General features: G+C 59.7%; 16 protein-coding genes. 6 read left to right on the top strand and 10 right to left on the bottom strand.

Translation table 11 applies throughout. The annotated features are described in order from the left end of the window. The first annotated feature begins 94 nt into the window (after window positions 1–94). Window positions 95–1,549 (top strand): PAAR domain-containing protein, encoded by a 1,455-nt coding sequence (locus AC1D19_RS08610; RefSeq protein WP_477762951.1) that lies wholly within the window; start codon window positions 95–97, stop codon window positions 1,547–1,549. Then, complete coding sequence (locus AC1D19_RS08605; protein WP_477762950.1) at window positions 1,546–2,163, top strand: hypothetical protein; 618 nt, start codon at window positions 1,546–1,548, stop codon at window positions 2,161–2,163. Before AC1D19_RS08610 ends, AC1D19_RS08605 begins: the two co-directional genes overlap by 4 nt. 592 nt (window positions 2,164–2,755) lie before the next feature. Here the strand turns inward: AC1D19_RS08605 and ilvD are convergent. The 3 genes from ilvD to AC1D19_RS08590 all read right to left on the bottom strand — a co-directional run bounded on the left by ilvD (window position 2,756) and on the right by AC1D19_RS08590 (window position 7,377). Further along, window positions 2,756–4,597 (bottom strand): dihydroxy-acid dehydratase, encoded by a 1,842-nt coding sequence (ilvD, locus tag AC1D19_RS08600; protein ID WP_046818369.1) that lies wholly within the window; start codon window positions 4,595–4,597, stop codon window positions 2,756–2,758. A gap of 241 nt (window positions 4,598–4,838) precedes the next feature. Further along, on the bottom strand, window positions 4,839–6,047 hold the full coding sequence (locus AC1D19_RS08595; RefSeq protein WP_477762949.1) for an MFS transporter: 1,209 nt from the start codon (window positions 6,045–6,047) through the stop codon (window positions 4,839–4,841). 133 nt (window positions 6,048–6,180) lie between these two features. Next, window positions 6,181–7,377, bottom strand: coding sequence for a class I SAM-dependent rRNA methyltransferase (locus tag AC1D19_RS08590; RefSeq protein ID WP_046039197.1), 1,197 nt, complete (start codon window positions 7,375–7,377; stop codon window positions 6,181–6,183). 153 nt (window positions 7,378–7,530) lie between these two features. On the opposite strand from AC1D19_RS08590, the gene AC1D19_RS08585 reads away from it, so the two are divergent. Further along, the gene (locus tag AC1D19_RS08585; protein WP_477762948.1) at window positions 7,531–8,400 is read left to right on the top strand and encodes an HDOD domain-containing protein; all 870 of its coding nucleotides are present in this window, start codon (window positions 7,531–7,533) and stop codon (window positions 8,398–8,400) included. Window positions 8,401–8,442: 42 nt separating this feature from the next. Then, window positions 8,443–9,255 carry a bifunctional DNA-formamidopyrimidine glycosylase/DNA-(apurinic or apyrimidinic site) lyase gene (mutM, locus tag AC1D19_RS08580; RefSeq protein ID WP_015097228.1) on the top strand — a complete coding sequence of 271 codons (813 nt, stop codon included), beginning with the start codon at window positions 8,443–8,445 and terminating at the stop codon, window positions 9,253–9,255. Window positions 9,256–9,349: 94 nt separating this feature from the next. Here mutM and AC1D19_RS08575 read toward each other — a convergent pair whose 3' ends face one another. The 5 genes from AC1D19_RS08575 to AC1D19_RS08555 all read right to left on the bottom strand — a co-directional run bounded on the left by AC1D19_RS08575 (window position 9,350) and on the right by AC1D19_RS08555 (window position 14,037). Next, window positions 9,350–9,601 carry a YfhL family 4Fe-4S dicluster ferredoxin gene (locus AC1D19_RS08575; RefSeq protein WP_003195146.1) on the bottom strand — a complete coding sequence of 84 codons (252 nt, stop codon included), beginning with the start codon at window positions 9,599–9,601 and terminating at the stop codon, window positions 9,350–9,352. Window positions 9,602–9,764: 163 nt separating this feature from the next. Further along, window positions 9,765–10,244: a pantetheine-phosphate adenylyltransferase gene (gene coaD, locus AC1D19_RS08570; RefSeq protein ID WP_223455913.1), complete on the bottom strand. Its 480-nt coding sequence runs from the start codon at window positions 10,242–10,244 to the stop codon at window positions 9,765–9,767. 115 nt (window positions 10,245–10,359) lie between these two features. After that, entirely contained in the window at window positions 10,360–11,955 is a 1,596-nt protein-coding gene (locus AC1D19_RS08565) for a GMC family oxidoreductase (RefSeq protein ID WP_477762947.1), read from the bottom strand. Window positions 11,956–12,033: 78 nt separating this feature from the next. Continuing rightward, window positions 12,034–12,579: a twin-arginine translocation pathway signal protein gene (locus AC1D19_RS08560; RefSeq protein WP_477762946.1), complete on the bottom strand. Its 546-nt coding sequence runs from the start codon at window positions 12,577–12,579 to the stop codon at window positions 12,034–12,036. Window positions 12,580–12,606: 27 nt separating this feature from the next. Then, window positions 12,607–14,037, bottom strand: coding sequence for a coniferyl aldehyde dehydrogenase (locus tag AC1D19_RS08555; protein WP_477762945.1), 1,431 nt, complete (start codon window positions 14,035–14,037; stop codon window positions 12,607–12,609). Window positions 14,038–14,182: 145 nt separating this feature from the next. On the opposite strand from AC1D19_RS08555, the gene AC1D19_RS08550 reads away from it, so the two are divergent. Beyond that, window positions 14,183–14,854: a TetR/AcrR family transcriptional regulator gene (locus tag AC1D19_RS08550; protein ID WP_223546881.1), complete on the top strand. Its 672-nt coding sequence runs from the start codon at window positions 14,183–14,185 to the stop codon at window positions 14,852–14,854. 34 nt (window positions 14,855–14,888) lie between these two features. Next, a complete protein-coding gene (locus tag AC1D19_RS08545; RefSeq protein ID WP_477762944.1) occupies window positions 14,889–15,743 on the top strand; it encodes a sulfurtransferase in 855 nt (284 codons plus the stop codon). Window positions 15,744–15,806: 63 nt separating this feature from the next. Here AC1D19_RS08545 and AC1D19_RS08540 read toward each other — a convergent pair whose 3' ends face one another. Together AC1D19_RS08540 and AC1D19_RS08535 are read right to left on the bottom strand one after the other, a co-directional pair. Beyond that, the gene (locus AC1D19_RS08540) at window positions 15,807–16,634 is read right to left on the bottom strand and encodes an AraC family transcriptional regulator (RefSeq protein WP_477762943.1); all 828 of its coding nucleotides are present in this window, start codon (window positions 16,632–16,634) and stop codon (window positions 15,807–15,809) included. A gap of 4 nt (window positions 16,635–16,638) precedes the next feature. Next, on the bottom strand, window positions 16,639–17,658 hold the full coding sequence (locus tag AC1D19_RS08535) for a hydrolase (protein ID WP_477762942.1): 1,020 nt from the start codon (window positions 17,656–17,658) through the stop codon (window positions 16,639–16,641). Between the last annotated feature and the right edge of the window lie 10 nt (window positions 17,659–17,668).

The following is a 17,668-nucleotide window of genomic DNA, read 5'->3' as shown; positions in this document are numbered from 1 at the left end:
AATTGACTTACATCAATCAAGGAAACGTCTGATTTATCCTCCACTTCGCCTCTTCTAGCGTGCGTCCTTTCGATCTGACAAGGACATATTTCGCATGAGGCGCTACTACATCACCGTCGGGGCCAAAACCACCGTCAAGGGAACCGTCGTCAGCGGCTGGCATCGCGGCAGTATCAATGGCCAGGCCATGGCCCGCGAAGGCGATGAAGTCAAATGCCCGGAATGCGACAGCACCGGGACCATTATCTGCGTCGGTCCACGTCTGTCGGAGGAGTGGGAAGGACGCAAGCCCGCCCTGCACGACGACCTGTGCAAGTGCAAGTGCGACCCGCCGCCCAAGCTGATTGCCAACCAGACTTTCAGGAGCCAGCGGATGGAAACCGGCAATGTTGCGCCGTCTGCCCGAGCCACCGCGCAACCCGCTACGCCGGCCGAAGCACGACAACCGACAGCCGAGCCACGCCCCTCCAGCTTCACCCCGCCGCCAAGTCGTCCTGTAACGAGCTACAACGAGCAGTCGGGACAGGTCTGCCAGAACCTTTGGCGCAGCTATCAGCAAAGAGCCGAAGCCATCGTGGCGCCGGGCGGCATCCTGATCGCCGACCCAAGGGCGCGCAATCGCGAGATCAATGCGGCGTACGCCCGATTATGGCTGGAGGATCAGCGTTTTCAATGGGCGGGCCTAGCGGCGTTCGCCTCCAAGCAGGTGGGTTGTGGTTTGCTGCATGCGGTTGAATCAGTCGAGAGAATTCAGAATGAATACGAGGCAGGAAAGCGTATGGTCGACAGCGCCCAGCGTCGCTGGAAATTCTTTGGGATTGAATTGTTCGGCAAGACTGACAAACAGTCGCAGCGCGACTACGAGCTAACCCGAAGCAATAACCCGATACCGGGCGTTGACCTGCGTAACGACAGCGAATCATTGTCGTACGTGCAGAAGCAACTCCAGTACGTGCACGACATGTTGGCGCTGGGCAATACCACGCTGTTTCTGGATGTATTTCCGCTGCATGCTTTTTACAAGGAGCGGGGCTTGTGGTCGCTCAAGACATGCCTCCCTTCACGAAAAGACATATTTGGGAATGTACAACAACCTGTGCTGTGGCCGATTGAACAGGAAATATTGGAGTTTGGCACTTACCATGAGGAAATAGTGCAAGCCTTCGCGGCCATTGAGGCTGGCAACATTACCGAAAGTGTTGTGTTTCTTGCCGAACATGAGCAGAAGAACATCCTGCAGCCAGCGATGTACAGCAACGTGCAATTCGTAAGTTTGCTACTAGGCAACCAATTCTCCTTTGTCACGAATCTCCCCTCCGGTGCTGCGGCAGCGGTCGAGCTGACTCTGGCCAGCCAGTGCCATCCCAGCGAAGACGGGCGCACCGTGGGCTTCAGCAATGATCGCTTTGCCAACCTGGCCGATATCCATCAGCGCATGCCCTTCGTACTCAAGGCAGCGACGCAATTTGATGAGTTACTACGACGCTCTGATCGTCATCTGATCGAACAGGCGATTCGGGACATTGCCGCAGGACGGGGGGTGCGATGAGTCTGCTGCGGCGCATGAAGTGGCGACGAAAGGTTTTGACCATTGCAGTCGCGGCTCTGCTGGCAATGGCGGTGATGCGAGCGCTATCGGATGACTCGGAAATTGCGCTAGTGATCGGCGAACCTTGGGAAGCCATGCGCATGCGCTCCAGCGCGGCCATCGATCCGGCTTTTCCTGGGTACTCCTGGTTCAGTACACCCAAGTCTGACGCGCGCCTACGTTTTATTGACGATCAATTCGGATTCGTGACCCCATTAGCTCGTTTTTTCACGGTTAGTTTCGATCGTGATGGGTTAGTCAGAAGTGTCCGCATGTCCCCGCAAATCGAGCCGCTGTTACTCGATGAGACGCTTGAAATAGTTCTTAACCTGCAGAAGCAGTGGCGCCACGGTGGCTGGATACCCATTCGGGTCAACGACGATCCACCATTTGCGGACACTCCCGAATGGCGAGCTCGATTGCGAGACGTGAACAAAGGTGGGACCTCTACTTGGCAAGCGGGGAATCAGTATCAAGTGATGCTGGTGGTCAATCGCTTCAGAGACGATAAGCGTCCCACAGAAGAACGCTATCTCATCAAGCTACAAGTTGCCAAGCCGTGGGTAAATCCCTGACTTCATAAGTCGAAGATATTAGTAAGGTCCTCATCAGACCGAGAGTTTAAGCAGCGTAAGAATTGTTTTAATGGAGTAAATAGGCATGGTGGTACGCATTCTTTGGTCAGTTATGTATCTAGTCGGAGGTGTCCTGCCTGCTTTTGGATTGGCCCTGCTAAGCTCGATCTTTATGATGTTTGGTGAAGTCTTTGGCATATTAATCGGCGCACTCGCATGGTCGGGGACCGCTGGGCTTGGTCTTGCGGCGCTAAATAGGCCAAAAAATACTGGGTCATGCCGCAGGCGCGTTATATCGGTAATGTTAATAATGGGGCTGATAGTTATATCACCTCTGCTACTAGCCTCACTATCCCAACCCAGCAGCAAGATTTGGTTTAACGCGGCAATGTTTGGTCCTGCACTATTGGCGCTGCTCTATCTGGGACAAGTTTTGCGGATGCCTAGCTCAAACGAGTGACGAACTTTGCTTTTGACTCGGTTCTGAATATACCTTCGGGGATATGATGGGAAGTTAGAGGCATTAAGTAGGCGTTACGCAAACAAAATGCCCCGCACTGGGCGGGGCATTTTCATGTTCGACGGTTAACGCTTACAGCCCGTCAAGCATCGCCTTGTTACGCACCGCACCCTTGTCGGCGCTGGTCGCCAGCAGGGCGTAGGCTTTCAACGCGGTGGTCACTTTGCGTGGACGCACTTCCACCGGTTTCCAGCCTTTCTTGTCTTGTTCGACCCGGCGTGCAGCCAGTTCTTCGTCGCTGACCAACAGGTTGATCGAGCGGTTCGGAATGTCGATCAGCACTTTGTCGCCGTCCTGCACCAGGCCGATCGCGCCGCCAGCAGCCGCTTCAGGCGAAGCGTGGCCGATGGACAGGCCCGAGGTGCCGCCGGAGAAACGGCCGTCGGTGAGCAGGGCGCAGGCTTTGCCCAGGCCTTTGGATTTCAGGTACGAAGTCGGGTAGAGCATTTCCTGCATGCCCGGGCCGCCTTTCGGGCCTTCGTAGCGAATGATGACGATGTCGCCTTCCTTCACTTCATCGGCGAGGATGCCGCGTACGGCGCTGTCCTGGCTTTCGAAGATCTTGGCGTTGCCTTCGAACACGTGGATCGACTCGTCGACGCCAGCGGTTTTCACCACGCAGCCGTCCAGGGCGATGTTGCCGTAGAGCACGGCCAGGCCGCCTTCTTGCGAGTAAGCGTGCTCGACACTGCGGATGCAGCCGTTTTCACGGTCGTCGTCCAGGGTGTCCCAACGGGTCGACTGGCTGAATGCGGTTTGCGTTGGAATGCCCGCCGGACCGGCCTTGAAGAAGTGGTGCACGGCTTCGTCGGTGGTCTGGGTGATGTCCCACTTGGCGATGGCTTCTTCCATGCTGCGGCTGTGCACGGTCGGCAGCTGGGTGTGCAGCAAACCACCACGGGCCAGCGAACCGAGGATGCTGAAGATGCCGCCGGCGCGGTGCACGTCTTCCATGTGGTACTTCTGGATGTTCGGCGCGACCTTGCACAGTTGCGGTACGTGACGGGACAGACGGTCGATGTCGCGCAGGTCGAAATCGATCTCGGCTTCCTGGGCTGCGGCCAGCAAGTGCAGGATGGTGTTGGTGGAACCGCCCATGGCGATGTCCAGGGTCATGGCGTTTTCGAACGCCTGGAAGTTGGCGATGTTGCGCGGCAATACCGACTCGTCGTTCTCGCCGTAGTAGCGCTTGCACAGCTCGACAATGGTGCGGCCGGCCTGCAGGAACAGCTGTTCGCGGTCGCTGTGGGTGGCCAGGGTCGAACCGTTGCCCGGCAATGCCAGGCCCAGTGCTTCGACCAGGCAGTTCATCGAGTTGGCGGTGAACATGCCGGAGCACGAACCGCAGGTCGGGCAGGCGCTGCGCTCGTACTCGGCGACTTTCTCGTCAGAAGCGCTGGAGTCGGCGGCGATCACCATGGCGTCAACCAGGTCGAGGCCGTGGGAAGCGAGTTTGGTCTTGCCGGCTTCCATCGGGCCGCCGGAGACGAAGATCACCGGAATGTTCAGGCGCAGGGACGCCATCAGCATGCCAGGGGTGATCTTGTCGCAGTTGGAAATGCACACGATCGCATCGGCGCAGTGGGCGTTGACCATGTACTCGACGGAGTCGGCGATGATCTCGCGGCTCGGCAGCGAATAGAGCATGCCGTCGTGGCCCATGGCGATGCCGTCATCGACAGCGATGGTGTTGAATTCCTTCGCCACGCCGCCAGCGCGTTCGATCTCGCGGGCGACCAGTTGGCCCAAGTCTTTGAGGTGCACGTGGCCCGGTACGAACTGGGTGAAGGAGTTGGCAATGGCGATGATCGGCTTCTTGAAGTCGTCATCTTTCATCCCCGTGGCGCGCCACAGTGCGCGGGCACCGGCCATGTTGCGGCCGTGGGTGGATGTTTTCGAGCGGTAATCAGGCATGAAGCACTCCGGGCGGCTAATCAGGTATCAAATGGGAAGTGAGCTTCTATTGACGTCTGGAACACTCAGAAATGGCCGCGTGTCCGGAAGTTGCCGATAACTTTGCGGGATCGCCGCGCGCTTCAGCTTCAGCTCATAAACCCGCCGGGGATGACTGGCGATGAATGTTCGCGATTCTACACGGCTGGCGGCTGGAGGGAATGGTTGCGAGCGTGCAGACAGCCCTAACGAGACGTGCGGCCTACACCGTCGTGGTTATTTTCCCACTGCACAGCGCCCGTCGACTGATCAAAGCGTTCAATCCCAGCCCTACCGCGCTCAGGGTCAAAAAGCACAAGCCCAGCGCGGTGGTCAGGTGTTCGCTGGCCAGATTGATCACGGCGCTAATCAGGCCGCCACACATGAAAATCATCAGACTGCCGGCAGAGGTCGAGGTGCCGGCGTGTTGCGGGTAAAGACTCATCGCTCTGGAGTTGGCGATGGGCCGGGAAACGGTGGTGCCAGCGGTACAGATCAGCATGGGGATCAGTACAGTGGCAGCCGACAGGCCGAACTGCCAGGCCAGCCACAGCATCACCAGCCCCGATAGGGCGATCAGACCCAGGCCGATGATGATTTGCGTGCCACCTTCCAGATAGCGATGCAAGATGCTGGCAACAACCCCGCCGACCACATAGGCCGCACCATATAACAACAACGCCCAGGCGAACTGGTAGGCGGAAAGGTTCAGGTGCTCCATGAAGATGATTGGTGAGATGACGAGAAACGAGAAATGGCAGGCGAAGGCGAGGGCGGAAATCAGCCAGTAACCGGTAAAGCGGATATCTGAAAGGAGCAACCAATAAGCGCCGAAAAATCGCCGTGGCGCGCGCTCGCTGCTGCGGCTCTCCCTTAACAGGAACCAGGATCTCAACCAGACGATGATCGCCAGGCTGATGAATACATAAAAACTGCCCTGCCAGCCCAGATGCAACTGCAGCCAGGTGCCCATCAGCGGCGAACTGGAGATGAAAATCCCGCCGGCGGTGGTCATCCAGATCCGCAGGCGCTCCAGCTCCCGGCCAGCGAACAGATCCTGAACCAGCGCCTGAGACAACGCAAACGATCCGCAACCCACTGCCTGAATCACACGAAAACCCAGAAACCAGGCGAAATCAGTGGCGAACAGACAGCCTGTTGCACCCACTGCTGCCAGGGATATTCCTCCCAGCAACAGCTTCTTGCGCCCGAACATATCCGATAGCGGCCCGATCAACAGCAGCGAAAACGCCAGGCCGATGGCAAAGAGGCTGACCGACAAGGCGATATCGGTGGGGGAGGTACGAAAATGCTCGGAAAGCGCGGGAAACGAGGGCAGAACCACGTCGAGAGGGAAAACGGCGAGGAGCGTCATCGCCATCAATAGCAGGATGAACGACGATTTTTCTTTGGCGTGAATGGCACGAGTCATCAAACGTGGCTCTCGATCCGTGAGGGGGGGGCGAGGATTGATTTGATGTGGGGGGCAAGTCAATGCGAGTAGCGAAGGACTATTCTGAAACTGTTGTAGGAGCGATCTGACTCGCTCCTGCAACAGGTTACGATCAGCTATTCGGCAACAACCGGCAAGTAATGCTCTTGATATACCGCGTCTCGGCAATAGCCGGATGCACCGGGTGATCCGGGCCCTGGCCACCACGTTCCAGTATCTGGATATTGCGGTCCAGGTGGCGGGCGCTGGTCAGCAGGATGTTCTGCAGGTCGTCTTCCGGCAGGTGCATTGAGCACGATGCGCTGACCAGGATGCCGTCCTTGGTGAGCAGGCGCATGGCCTGCTCGTTCAGGCGGCGGTAGGCGCCTTCGCCGTTCTTCATGTCTTTCTTGCGTTTGATGAACGCCGGCGGGTCGGCCACGATCACGTCGAAGCGTTCTTCGCTGGCTTTCAGCTCTTTGAGGGCTTCGAACACGTCGCCTTCGATGCAGGTCATTTTCTCGGCGAAGCCGTTCAGTGCGGCGTTGCGCTCGACACCGTCGAGGGCGAAAGCCGAGGCGTCGACGCAGAACACTTCACTGGCGCCGAACGCGGCAGCCTGCACGCCCCAGCCGCCGATGTAGCTGTACAGGTCCAGTACGCGTTTGCCTTTGGCATACGGCGCCAGGCGTGCGCGGTTCATGCGGTGGTCGTAGAACCAGCCGGTTTTCTGGCCTTGAATGACTGGCGCTTCGAATTTCACGCCGTTCTCTTCGAGGGCAACCCACTCCGGCACCAGGCCGAATACGGTTTCGACGTAGCGGGTGAGGCCTTCGGCGTCACGGGCAGCAGAGTCGTTCTTGAACAGGATGCCGCTTGGCTTGAGCACTTGGGTCAGCGCCGCGATCACGTCGTCTTTATGGGCTTCCATGGTGGCCGAAGCGATCTGTACTACGAGGATGTCGCCGAAACGGTCGACCACCAGGCCCGGCAGCAGGTCGGAGTCGCCGTAGACCAGGCGATAGAACGGCTTGTCGAACAGGCGATCGCGCAAGGACAGGGCCACGTTCAGGCGGTGTACCAGCAGCGATTTGTCCAGCGGCAACTTGATGTCGCGCGACAGCACACGCGCACAGATCAGGTTGTTCGGGCTCATGGCAACGATGCCCAGCGGCTTGCCGCCAGCGGCTTCGAGGATCGCCTGGTCGCCGGCCTTGAAACCGTGCAAAGGCGTAGCGGCTACATCGATTTCGTTGCTGTAGACCCACAAGTGACCGTTGCGCAGACGACGGTCGGCGTTGGCTTTGAGGCGCAGGCTAGGCAGGGACATGTCGTCGCTCCGGAAAAAAGAGCGGGAGTATAGCGTGTTGAGACCCCGGATTGGCCTGCAAGTGGACATGTGGCGGGGGTTGTCTTGCGATTTGGTATGTCGGATCCAACTTCATAAAGGTTAGAATCACCGCCTGACCCAGAGTGTGCACAAATGTCCCAAGAGCTGACTTCCGAACAGATCCAGCAAGCCCTGCAGGGCATCAGCGTACCGGCCCAGCCGCAAATCATGGTGGATTTGCAGATGGAGCAGTACATGCCCGACCCGGATCTGGAAGTTATTGCCAAGCTGATTTCCCAGGACCCGGGTCTTTCCGGTTCCCTGCTGAAGATCGTCAATTCGCCGTATTACGGCCTGAGCAACAAGATTGCCTCGATCCAGCGCGCGGTAAATCTGCTGGGCAGCCGCTCGGTCATCAACCTGATCAACGCGCAGTCGATCAAGGGCGAGATGAATGACGACACCATTGTCACCCTGAACCGTTTCTGGGACACCGCTCAGGACGTGGCGATGACCTGCCTGACCCTGGCCAAGCGCATCGGCGTTGAAAATGGCGACGAAGCATATGCCCTGGGCTTGTTCCACGACTGCGGCGTACCCTTGATGCTCCAGCGTTTCCCCGACTACATGGGCGTTCTTGAGCAGGCCTATGCCAGCGCCAGTGCCGAATGCCGGGTGGTGGATACGGAGAACCAGGTGTTCAATACCAATCACTCTGTGGTCGGGTATTACACGGCCAAGTCCTGGCGTCTGCCGGAGCACGTGAGCGCGGCGATCGCCAATCACCACAATGCCCTGGCGATCTTCAGCGATGAGTCGTCGCGCAACAGTTCGCTGAAGAGCCTGCTGGCGATACTGAAAATGGCCGAGCATATTTGTGCTTCTTATCGGGTACTGGGCAATCAGACCGAAGATCACGAGTGGAACAGCATCGCGCCGCTGGTGCTCGATTATGTCGGCCTCTCGGACTACGACTTCGAGACCCTCAAGCAGACGATCCGCGACCTTGGCACTCATCGCTGAGTGTCGGAACTTTCCAGGCCATGCGCCTGATCCGAGAGCACCATGCCTGAATTGCCAGAAGTCGAAACCACCCGTCGCGGCATCGCGCCGTACCTGGAAGGCCAGCGTGTCAGCCGGGTGATCGTGCGTGATCGGCGCCTGCGCTGGCCGATTCCCGAGGACCTCGATGTGCGCCTGTCCGGCCAGCGCATCGTATTGGTGGAGCGGCGCGCCAAGTACCTGCTGATCAATGCCGAAGTCGGTACCTTGATCAGTCATTTGGGCATGTCAGGCAATTTGCGTCTGGTGGAGGCCGGGCTGCCGGCGGCCAAGCATGAGCATGTGGACATCGAGCTGGAGTCGGGCCTGGCCCTGCGTTACACGGACCCGCGGCGCTTCGGCGCGATGCTCTGGAGCCTCGACCCGCTCAATCACGAATTGCTGATTCGCCTGGGGCCGGAGCCGCTGACCGATCTGTTCGATGGCGAACGATTGTTCCAGCAGTCCCGCGGACGTTCGATGGCGGTCAAGCCGTTCATCATGGATAACGCGGTGGTGGTGGGCGTGGGCAATATCTACGCGACCGAAGCGTTGTTCGCCGCCGGGATCGATCCGCGCCGCGAAGCCAAGAGCATTTCCCGTGCGCGTTACTTGAAGCTGGCCATCGAGATCAAGCGCATCCTGGCGGCCGCCATCGAGCGTGGCGGTACCACGTTGCGGGACTTTATCGGTGGTGATGGACAGCCTGGTTATTTCCAGCAGGAACTGTTCGTGTACGGCCGTGGCGGTGAGCACTGCAAGGTCTGTGGCACGGGTCTGCGGGAAGTGAAGCTCGGGCAGCGCGCCAGCGTATTTTGCCCGCGTTGTCAGAGCTGAAGAGCTTCGCCGGCAAGCCGGCTCCTACAGGTTTTCGCGAGCATCTGTAGGAGCTGGCTTGCCAGCGAAGGCGGCCTGACAGTCGCCGAATGGCTTAAGCCTTACCGGTAATCTTGCGGTACTTCTCCATCAACTGTTCTTCAGTCTCCGGATGAGCTTCGTCCAGTGGAATGCAATCCACCGGGCAGACCTGCTGGCACTGCGGTTCGTCGTAGTGGCCGACGCACTGGGTGCACAGGTTCGGGTCGATCACGTAGATCTCTTCGCCTTGGGAAATCGCGGCGTTCGGGCACTCGGGTTCGCAGACGTCGCAGTTGATGCAATCGTCGGTGATGATCAGGGACATGCTAACTCCAGCCGGGGCGGCAAGCCCGGGCGCAATAAACCAATGCGCACAATTGTGCCGCATTGGAGAGCGCAGTGCACGCGGACGTGATCAAGAGCAGGCTGAGTGACAAGCCTGCTCTCGGTCAAAAGCAAGATCAAAAGATCGCAGCCTGCGGCAGCTCCTACTTCTTGAAGCGTTCGGTCAGGGCGTCCGCCACCACAGGGTGGACGAACTTGGTGATATCGCCGCCCAGGGCTGCGATTTCACGGACCAGCGTCGAGGAAATGAACGAATAACGCTCGGACGGGGTCAGGAACAGGCTTTCCACATCCGGCGCCAGTTGGCGGTTCATGTTGGCCAGCTGGAATTCGTATTCGAAGTCCGACACCGCGCGCAAACCACGCAGGAACACGTTGGCGTTCTGCTCTTTGGCGAAGTGCGCGAGCAGCGTCGAGAAGCCGACGACTTCAACGTTCGGCAGGTGTTTAGTGACCTCGCGCGCCAGTTCTACCCGTTGTTCCATAGGGAACAGCGGGTTTTTCTTCGGGCTCGCGGCAACGGCAATGATCACGTGATCGAACAGGCGCGAGGCGCGTTCGACCAGATCGCCATGGCCCTTGGTAATAGGGTCGAAGGTACCTGGGTACAACACTCGGTTCATCGCGTCGTCCTGGCGGGAATCCGTTGGGGAGTCGGATGGTATCGCAGCCTTCCCGGTCGGCCAAGTCGCCTGTTGGATAAGAAAGCACTATAGACGATAGGAATTATCGTCATTTTCATGGATTTTTTAAACGTTCGGCCAGGGATGTCGCCAGTTGCGCCGTCAGTCCATAGACCGACAGCTGCGGATTGGCGCCAATGCTGGTGGGGAACAGCGAGCCGTCGTGGATCGACAGATTGCCCAGTTGATGATGCCGGCCGAGGCTGTCGGTCACCGCGTTTGTCGGGTCTTCACCCATGGCGCAACCGCCCATCACATGGGCACTGCCCAGGCGTGTGCGATACAACTCCAGGCTCAGGCCATCGATCAGCGTGCGGGCTTCGGCGAGTGTCTTCACGTAACTGGCATCGGCGTGCATCGGCATGATTGCCTTGGCGCCACCGGCAAACTGGATCTCGGCCATGGTATGGAACGCCCGGCGCAATCCATCCCAGGCGTAAGGCGAGAGCTGATAATCCAGCACCGGTGTGTCATCGCTGCGCAATTCGACGCTGCCACCGGGGCTGTCCGGGTGAAAACCGTCCCGCAGTAACGCCAGCATGGCGTGGGTATGCGGCAGATTGGCCATGTGCTGCGAGTTTTCCTGGCCGAAACCACCGAGCAACGTCGTGGCCAGCGCCGGGTGCAGGGGTGGGACTTCCAGTTTGAAGGACATCTTGCCGGTGGTGCCGTCCTGCCATTGGAAATGGTCGGAGTAAATCGACTGCGGCGCGCCGTAGAACGGGTTGACCACTTCGTCGAACAGCGCGGCGGACATGTTCACCGGGTGCAGGAAGGTGCGTTTCCCCAGGCGCTTGTGCGGGTCGGGTGCCCCGGAGCGCATCAGCAAGGCCGGGCTGTTGATGCCGCCACCGGACAGCACGAAATGCCGCGCCTTGACCGTGATGGTGCGCCCGGTCGGTGCGACGCAGTGTTCATCCATCGCAGAACATTGCAGGCCGGTGACCTTGTCACTGCTGATCGTGAGTTTTTCGGCGCGGGCCAGGTAAAGCAGTTCACCGCCTTTTTCCAGGGTCGCCGGAATGGTGGTGACCATCATCGATTGCTTGGCGTTGGTCGGGCAGCCCATGCCGCAGTAGCCGAGGTTCCAGCAGCCGCGAACGTTGCGCGGGATGACGTGCCATGAGTAATTCAGTGCTTCGCAGCCCTTGCGGATTACATCGTTGTTGGCGTTGGGGGGCACCATCCACGGCGCGACACCGAGGCGTTGCTCCATTTTTTCGAACCACGGCGCCATTTCCGCCGGGCTGTGGCCCTTGACGTTGTGCTCTTTGGCCCAGTGTTCCAGGGTCGGCTCCGGAGTGCGGAAACTGGAGGTCCAGTTGATCAGCGTGGTGCCGCCCACCGCCCGGCCCTGGAGGATGGTGATCGCGCCGTCTTTGCTCATGCGGCCGATGCCTTCCTGATAGAGGCTGCTGTAGGCCTGGTCTTCGAGCAACTTGAAGTCGCTGCTGGTCTTGAGTGGGCCTTCTTCGATCAGCAGCACTTTGTAGCCGGCCGCGCTGAGAATTTCGGCGGTGGTGCCGCCACCGGCTCCGCTGCCGATGATCGCCACGTCCGCTTCGAGTGTCAGGTCCTGGGTCAGTTGCGAGCCGTTGTAGGTTTTCCAGCCTCGGGCCATGCCTTCGCGGAACGGATCAGGTACGGGCATCTTCGGGTTCTCTTTTTATTATCGGGGTACACGGTCAAGTGTGGGAGCGAGCCTGCTCGCGATAGGGGCGACTCGATTTCAGACTGTTGGCGGCCCGGGATACCCGCAATGCGCCCACGATTCCTTGCGGCCGTACCAGGCCATCATCACCAGTTGCAGCAGGGAACTGTGGCCCATGCGCAGCAGGCTCAACGAGCTGTTTTCCCAGCGGTCCAGAAACTGCCGGGTATCATCGGCGCTGGCGTTTTCCCAGCTGCCCCAGATCCCGGTCAGCGGTCCGCGGGTCACGGCCATGCCCAGTACATCGAACAGTTGCCTGGTCAGCTTGAGCATTTCCGGTGACAAGTGAGCGAGGTTGTAATCCAGGCTTTTCAGTGTGCCCTCGACAGCCTCGGGCATCCGTTCGGCGGTCACGGCACCTTCGAGCATGACCGGTATCAACGCCCGCAAAAACAGCAGGTCGCCGCTGCGTAACGTGACGAAACCATTGGCCGGGACGCTCGACGAGCAACCGCTGAGGCTGGCTCCGAGCCCGGCGGTGGCGAGGAATGCTGTGGCGCCGAGGCTGAATTTAAGTAGCCCGCGCCGTGACAGCGCGGGTGTATCGGACAGGCTGGGGTTCATTATTGTTATTACCCGACGGTGAGATCGTTAGCGGATGAACAGCTTCTGGATCAGCTTCTGGATCGATTTGCCATACGGCGGGTAAATCAGTTTCGCCGCGTTGAAGCGCTGCTTGATCAGCACGCCCTTGGCCTTGCTGAAGGTCAGGAACCCTTCATGGCCATGATAATGACCCATGCCCGAGGCACCGATACCGCCGAACGGCATGTCGTCCTGGGCGACGTGCAGCAGCGTGTCGTTCAGGCACACGCCACCGGAATGTGTTTCGTGCAGAACGCGCTGTTGTTCGCGCTTGTCGTAGCCGAAGTAATACAGCGCCAGTGGGCGAGGGCGCTGGTTGATGTAGGCAAATGCCTGGTCCAGATCCTTGTACGGCACGATCGGCAGCAGCGGCCCGAAGATTTCGTCCTGCATCACCGTCATCTCGTCGGTGACATTGAGCAGCAGGCTATGGCTCATGCGTCGGCCCTGGCTCTGGTCGAACAGCGGCATCAGCAACGCACCCTTGCTGGTGGCATCGCTGACGTAGCCGTTTAGGCGCGCCAGTTGTCGCTCATTGATGATCGCGGTGTAGTCCGGGTTGTCGGCCAGCGTCGGATAAAACCCGCGGACGGCTGTGCGATAGGCTTCGACGAAACCTCCGACGCGATCCTCCGGCACCAGTACGTAGTCAGGGGCCACGCAGGTCTGGCCGGCGTTCAAGGTTTTGCCGAAGGCGATGCGCTCGGCGGCGTCCTTGAGCGGCACGTCACGGGAAACAATGGCCGGGGACTTGCCGCCCAGTTCCAGGGTTACCGGGGTCAGGTTTTCCGCGGCGGCGCGCATGACGTGTTTGCCGATGCTGGTGGCGCCGGTGAACAGCAGGTGATCGAACGGCAGGCGTGAAAACGCCACGCCCATATCAGCCTCGCCCAGGACCACGCAAACCAGGTCTTCGGGGAAGATTCGCGCCAGCAGTTGCTTCATCAGCAGGCCGGTCGCGGGGGTCGACTCACTGAGCTTGAGCATCACCCGATTGCCCGCCGACAGCGCGCCGACCAGCGGGCCGATGGCCAGGTACAGCGGGTAGTTCCACGGCACGATGACCCCGACCACGCCCAGCGGTTGGTAAACGACTTTGGCCGAAGCCGGCTGGAAGGCGGCACCGACCTTGCGCCGCGACGCTTTCATCCAGCCTTTGAGGTGTTTGCTGGCGTAATGGATGCCGTGCAGGCTGGGCATCAGTTCGGCGAGCAGGGTTTCATCGGCGCTGCGATGGCTGAAGTCCTGGCTGATCGCATCGATCAGGGCCTGGCGTTCCTTGTTCAACAAATCCTTCAGCGCCTTGAGCCATTGTTGGCGCTGCGCGGCGGGTGGCATCGGGTTGGCGGCGTAGGCGGCACGCTGGGCGTCGAACAGGGCCTGAAGCTCTTCCAGCGGTTGCTGTAGTTTCTGCAGGTAGGAAATTTCAGCAGTCATGGTCGGCTCCGGATTTATTGTAATGAGGCATTTTTTAGAGTCTATGCTCTAAAAAGTCAAATGACATCCTGAAACAGCTTTGTTTTATCCGCTCGCGGATAGATCTAAGATGCCCGTCAACGCACTCTGAATTAAAGCTCAAGCCATGGCCCCACGGATCAAAACCAGCGAGCGCATCGTGCAGAACAGCCTGGAGCTGTTCAATCAACAGGGCGAGCGCAGCATCAGTACCAACCACATTGCTGCCCACATGGAAATTTCCCCGGGCAACCTGTACTACCACTTCCCTAACAAGCAGGCGATCATCGCTGTGCTGTTCAGCGAGTACGAAAGCCTGGTGGACAGCTTCCTGCGCCCGCCCCAGGGCCGTGCTGCCACGGTGGAAGACAAACGCTTCTACCTCAAGGAGCTGCTGGCGGCGATGTGGCGTTACCGGTTTCTGCATCGCGATCTCGAACATTTGCTCGACAGCGATCCGGACCTGGCCGACCGCTATCGACGCTTCTCCCAGCGCTGCCTGATCCAGGGTTCGGCGATCTACGAAGGTTTTGTCGCCGCCGGCATCCTGAAGATGGACAAGGTGCAGATCGAATCCCTGACCCTCAATGCCTGGATCATCCTCACGTCCTGGGTGCGCTTCCTGTGCACCACGCGGGAGAATTCCAGCCACCTCAGCGAGCAGGCCATTAAACGCGGGGTGTATCAGGTGCTGGTGCTGGAGGCCGGGTTCGTCACGGATGAGGCCCGCGATGCGGTCAACGCCTTGTTCGAAGAGTTTTACGTGCCCCTGGCCCAGGCGCTTGAGGAAGTGTCGTAGGATCGAAGTCCGATAAAAATCACAGGAGCCTGTTATGCCCATTGCGCAACTGATCACCCCGCAAGCACTGGACCTGAAAAAGGATCAGCCGGGGCTGGTGATTCTGGATTGTCGTTTTGCCCTCGAAGACCCGGATTACGGTCAGCGCAGCTATGCCGAAGGGCACATTGTCGGTTCGAGCTATGCCGACCTTGAGCGTGATCTGAGTGGCGCCGTGGTCAAGGGTGTGACCGGACGTCATCCGTTACCCGAACCGGCGCAACTGATCGAGCGCCTGCAAGCCTGGGGTATCAACGCCGACAGCGAAGTGGTTCTGTATGACGACGGTCCGGGTGCCTATGCGGCGCGGGCCTGGTGGTTGCTGGCATGGCTGGGCAAGCGCGATGGCGTATTCATCCTCGATGGCGGGCTCAAGGCCTGGCATGCGGCGGGGTTGCCGTTGAGCCTGGATACGCCGGCGATCACCCGTGGTTCCTTCACCGGCAGTCCTGACACGGCGTTGCTGATCAGTGCCGAGCAGTTGCAAAAGCGCCTCGCCCGGCCGGAACTGACCCTGCTCGATGCCCGCGCACTGCCGCGTTTCAAGGGTGAAGTGGAGCCGATCGATCCGGTGGCCGGGCACATTCCCGGCGCCCAGTGTGCGGCGTTTACCGACAACCTGGGCAGTGACGGGCGCTTCCTGCCGGCCGATCAGCTCAGGCAGCGTTTCGCTGCGAAACTGGGTGATCGTTCGCCGACCGATTTGGTGGCGTACTGCGGCTCCGGCGTGACGGCGTGCCACAACCTGTTTGCGTTGTGCCTGGCCGGTTATCCGTTGGGTTCGTTGTATGCCGGGTCGTGGAGCGAATGGATCAACGAGCCTGCGCGGGGCATTGCCACTGGCGAATGAGACAAAAGAAAAATCAAAAGATCGTCCGAACGCGGCCCGAGCCTTCGGACGATCTTTTTGTGTCTAAAGCCGGGCTGTGCGATACGCCCCCGGCCCAACCCCATACACTTGCTTGAACTGCCGGCTCAGATGGCTCTGGTCGGCAAACCCAAGTTGCATTGCGACCTCCAGCGGTAAACAACCACGTTGCAGCAACGTCCGCGCCCGGGCGATGCGCTGTTGCATCAGCCAGGTGTGCGGCGGCATGCCGGTGGCGCGGCGGAACACTCGGGCGAAATGGAATGGCGAGAGATTGACCGCCGCCGCCAGCGCCTCCAGTGAGGGCGGTGCTACCAGTTGCGCCTGCAGCAATTCCTTGGCCAGGCTCACAGCCCGGTGTTCCTTGCCGGGTTTGCCGGCATCGGGCACCGCCGCATGACGCTGCAACAGCGACAGCACCAGTTCGCGCCAGACCGTTTGTTGCTGCAATGCCGTGGCGGGGCTTTCCAGCAGGCGGTGGAGTTGGCAGAAACCGTTCACCAGATCCTGATCGCGATACAGTGTGGCACCGAAGGCCGGCAAGTGGTGGGTTGGCAATTCGAGTTCGGCCAGCAGCGAGGTTATCTGTCCGCTGTCCGGATAAAACGCCCGGTAAAGCCAGCCATCCTCGGTACCTTTATGACCGGTGTGCAATTCATCGGGGTTGATCAGCACCAGCGTGCCGCTGCCCGCCAAGTGTTCGGCACCGCGATAACGATAACGCTGGGCGCCGGCCATGATCATGCCGATCACATAGCCGTCATGCACATGGGGCGCGAAACGATGATCGATGTAGCGGGCGGACAATAATTCGACCCCGGCCAGTGGCGCGGTTTGCCAGAAATGAATCGACTCGCCCTGATCGCTGACCATGGCTTTACTCGCGAGCCACGGCGGCCAGCCACTCGGGGATGCGCCGTTCCAGGTAGTAACCCGGTTGCCTGAGCGTGCCGTCTACGAAACCGACGTGCCCGCCCTTGGCTTGCAGTTCAAATTGCGTACAGGCGGACAATTCATCGGCGTGCGGCAGGCTGTGGGGAAATACGAAGGGGTCGTCGGCCGCCTGAATCATCAGGGTCGGGGTGCGAATTTCGCCGAGGAAGTAGCGGCTCGATGCGCGGCGATAGTAATCCTCGGCATCGACAAAGCCGTTCAGCGGTGCGGTAACCCGGCCATCGAAATCCCAGAACGTGCGCATGTTTTCCAGCGAGCCAAGTGCGGCCAATGCGGCCAGGCCATCCTCGTGTCCGTCATGCTGGAACTGCCGCTGTTTGTTCTTGATGTAGGCGAGCATCTCGCGCATGAAATGCGCCTGATAGACCTTTGAGAAACCCTGGTCGATACGGTCGGCGCACTGGTCCAGGCGGAACGGCACCGACACCGCCACGGCGCCCATCAAGTCGCTGTCGCTACCGGTTTCGCCCAAATGCTTGAGCAGGATATTGCCGCCCAATGAGTAGCCGACAGCATACAGCGGAGCGAGAGGCCGTTTGGCCCGCAAGTGTTTGATGGTTTCGGCCAGGTCTTCGCTGGCGCCGGAATGGTAGCTGCGCGGCAACAGGTTGGGTTCGCCCGAACAGCCGCGCCAGTTCAGCGCAACGCTGGCCCAGCCTCGGTCGCCCAAGGCTTTTTGCATGCCGGCGACATAAGGCGAATTCGAGGAGCCGGTGAGCCCGTGCAACACGAGCACCAAGGGTGCATCGGCGCTGTGCGGGCCGTGCCAGTCGAGATCGAGAAAATCGCCGTCTTCAAGCCAAAGACGTTCGCGTTCGCGGCCGATGTGCACGGTTTTACGCCACAGAGGCCCCCACAAGGTTTGCAAGTGCGGATTGCCGATGCCAAAGGCGGGGGTAAAGGACGGCGGTGAGGCCGGTGCGGGGTGCGGTTGCACAGTCATTCTCGGTGGA

The organism is Pseudomonas sp. P1_C12 (assembly GCF_056406435.1).
The sequence above is the reverse complement of the archived record's forward strand: the minus strand, read 5'-3'. Positions and strand labels throughout refer to the sequence as shown.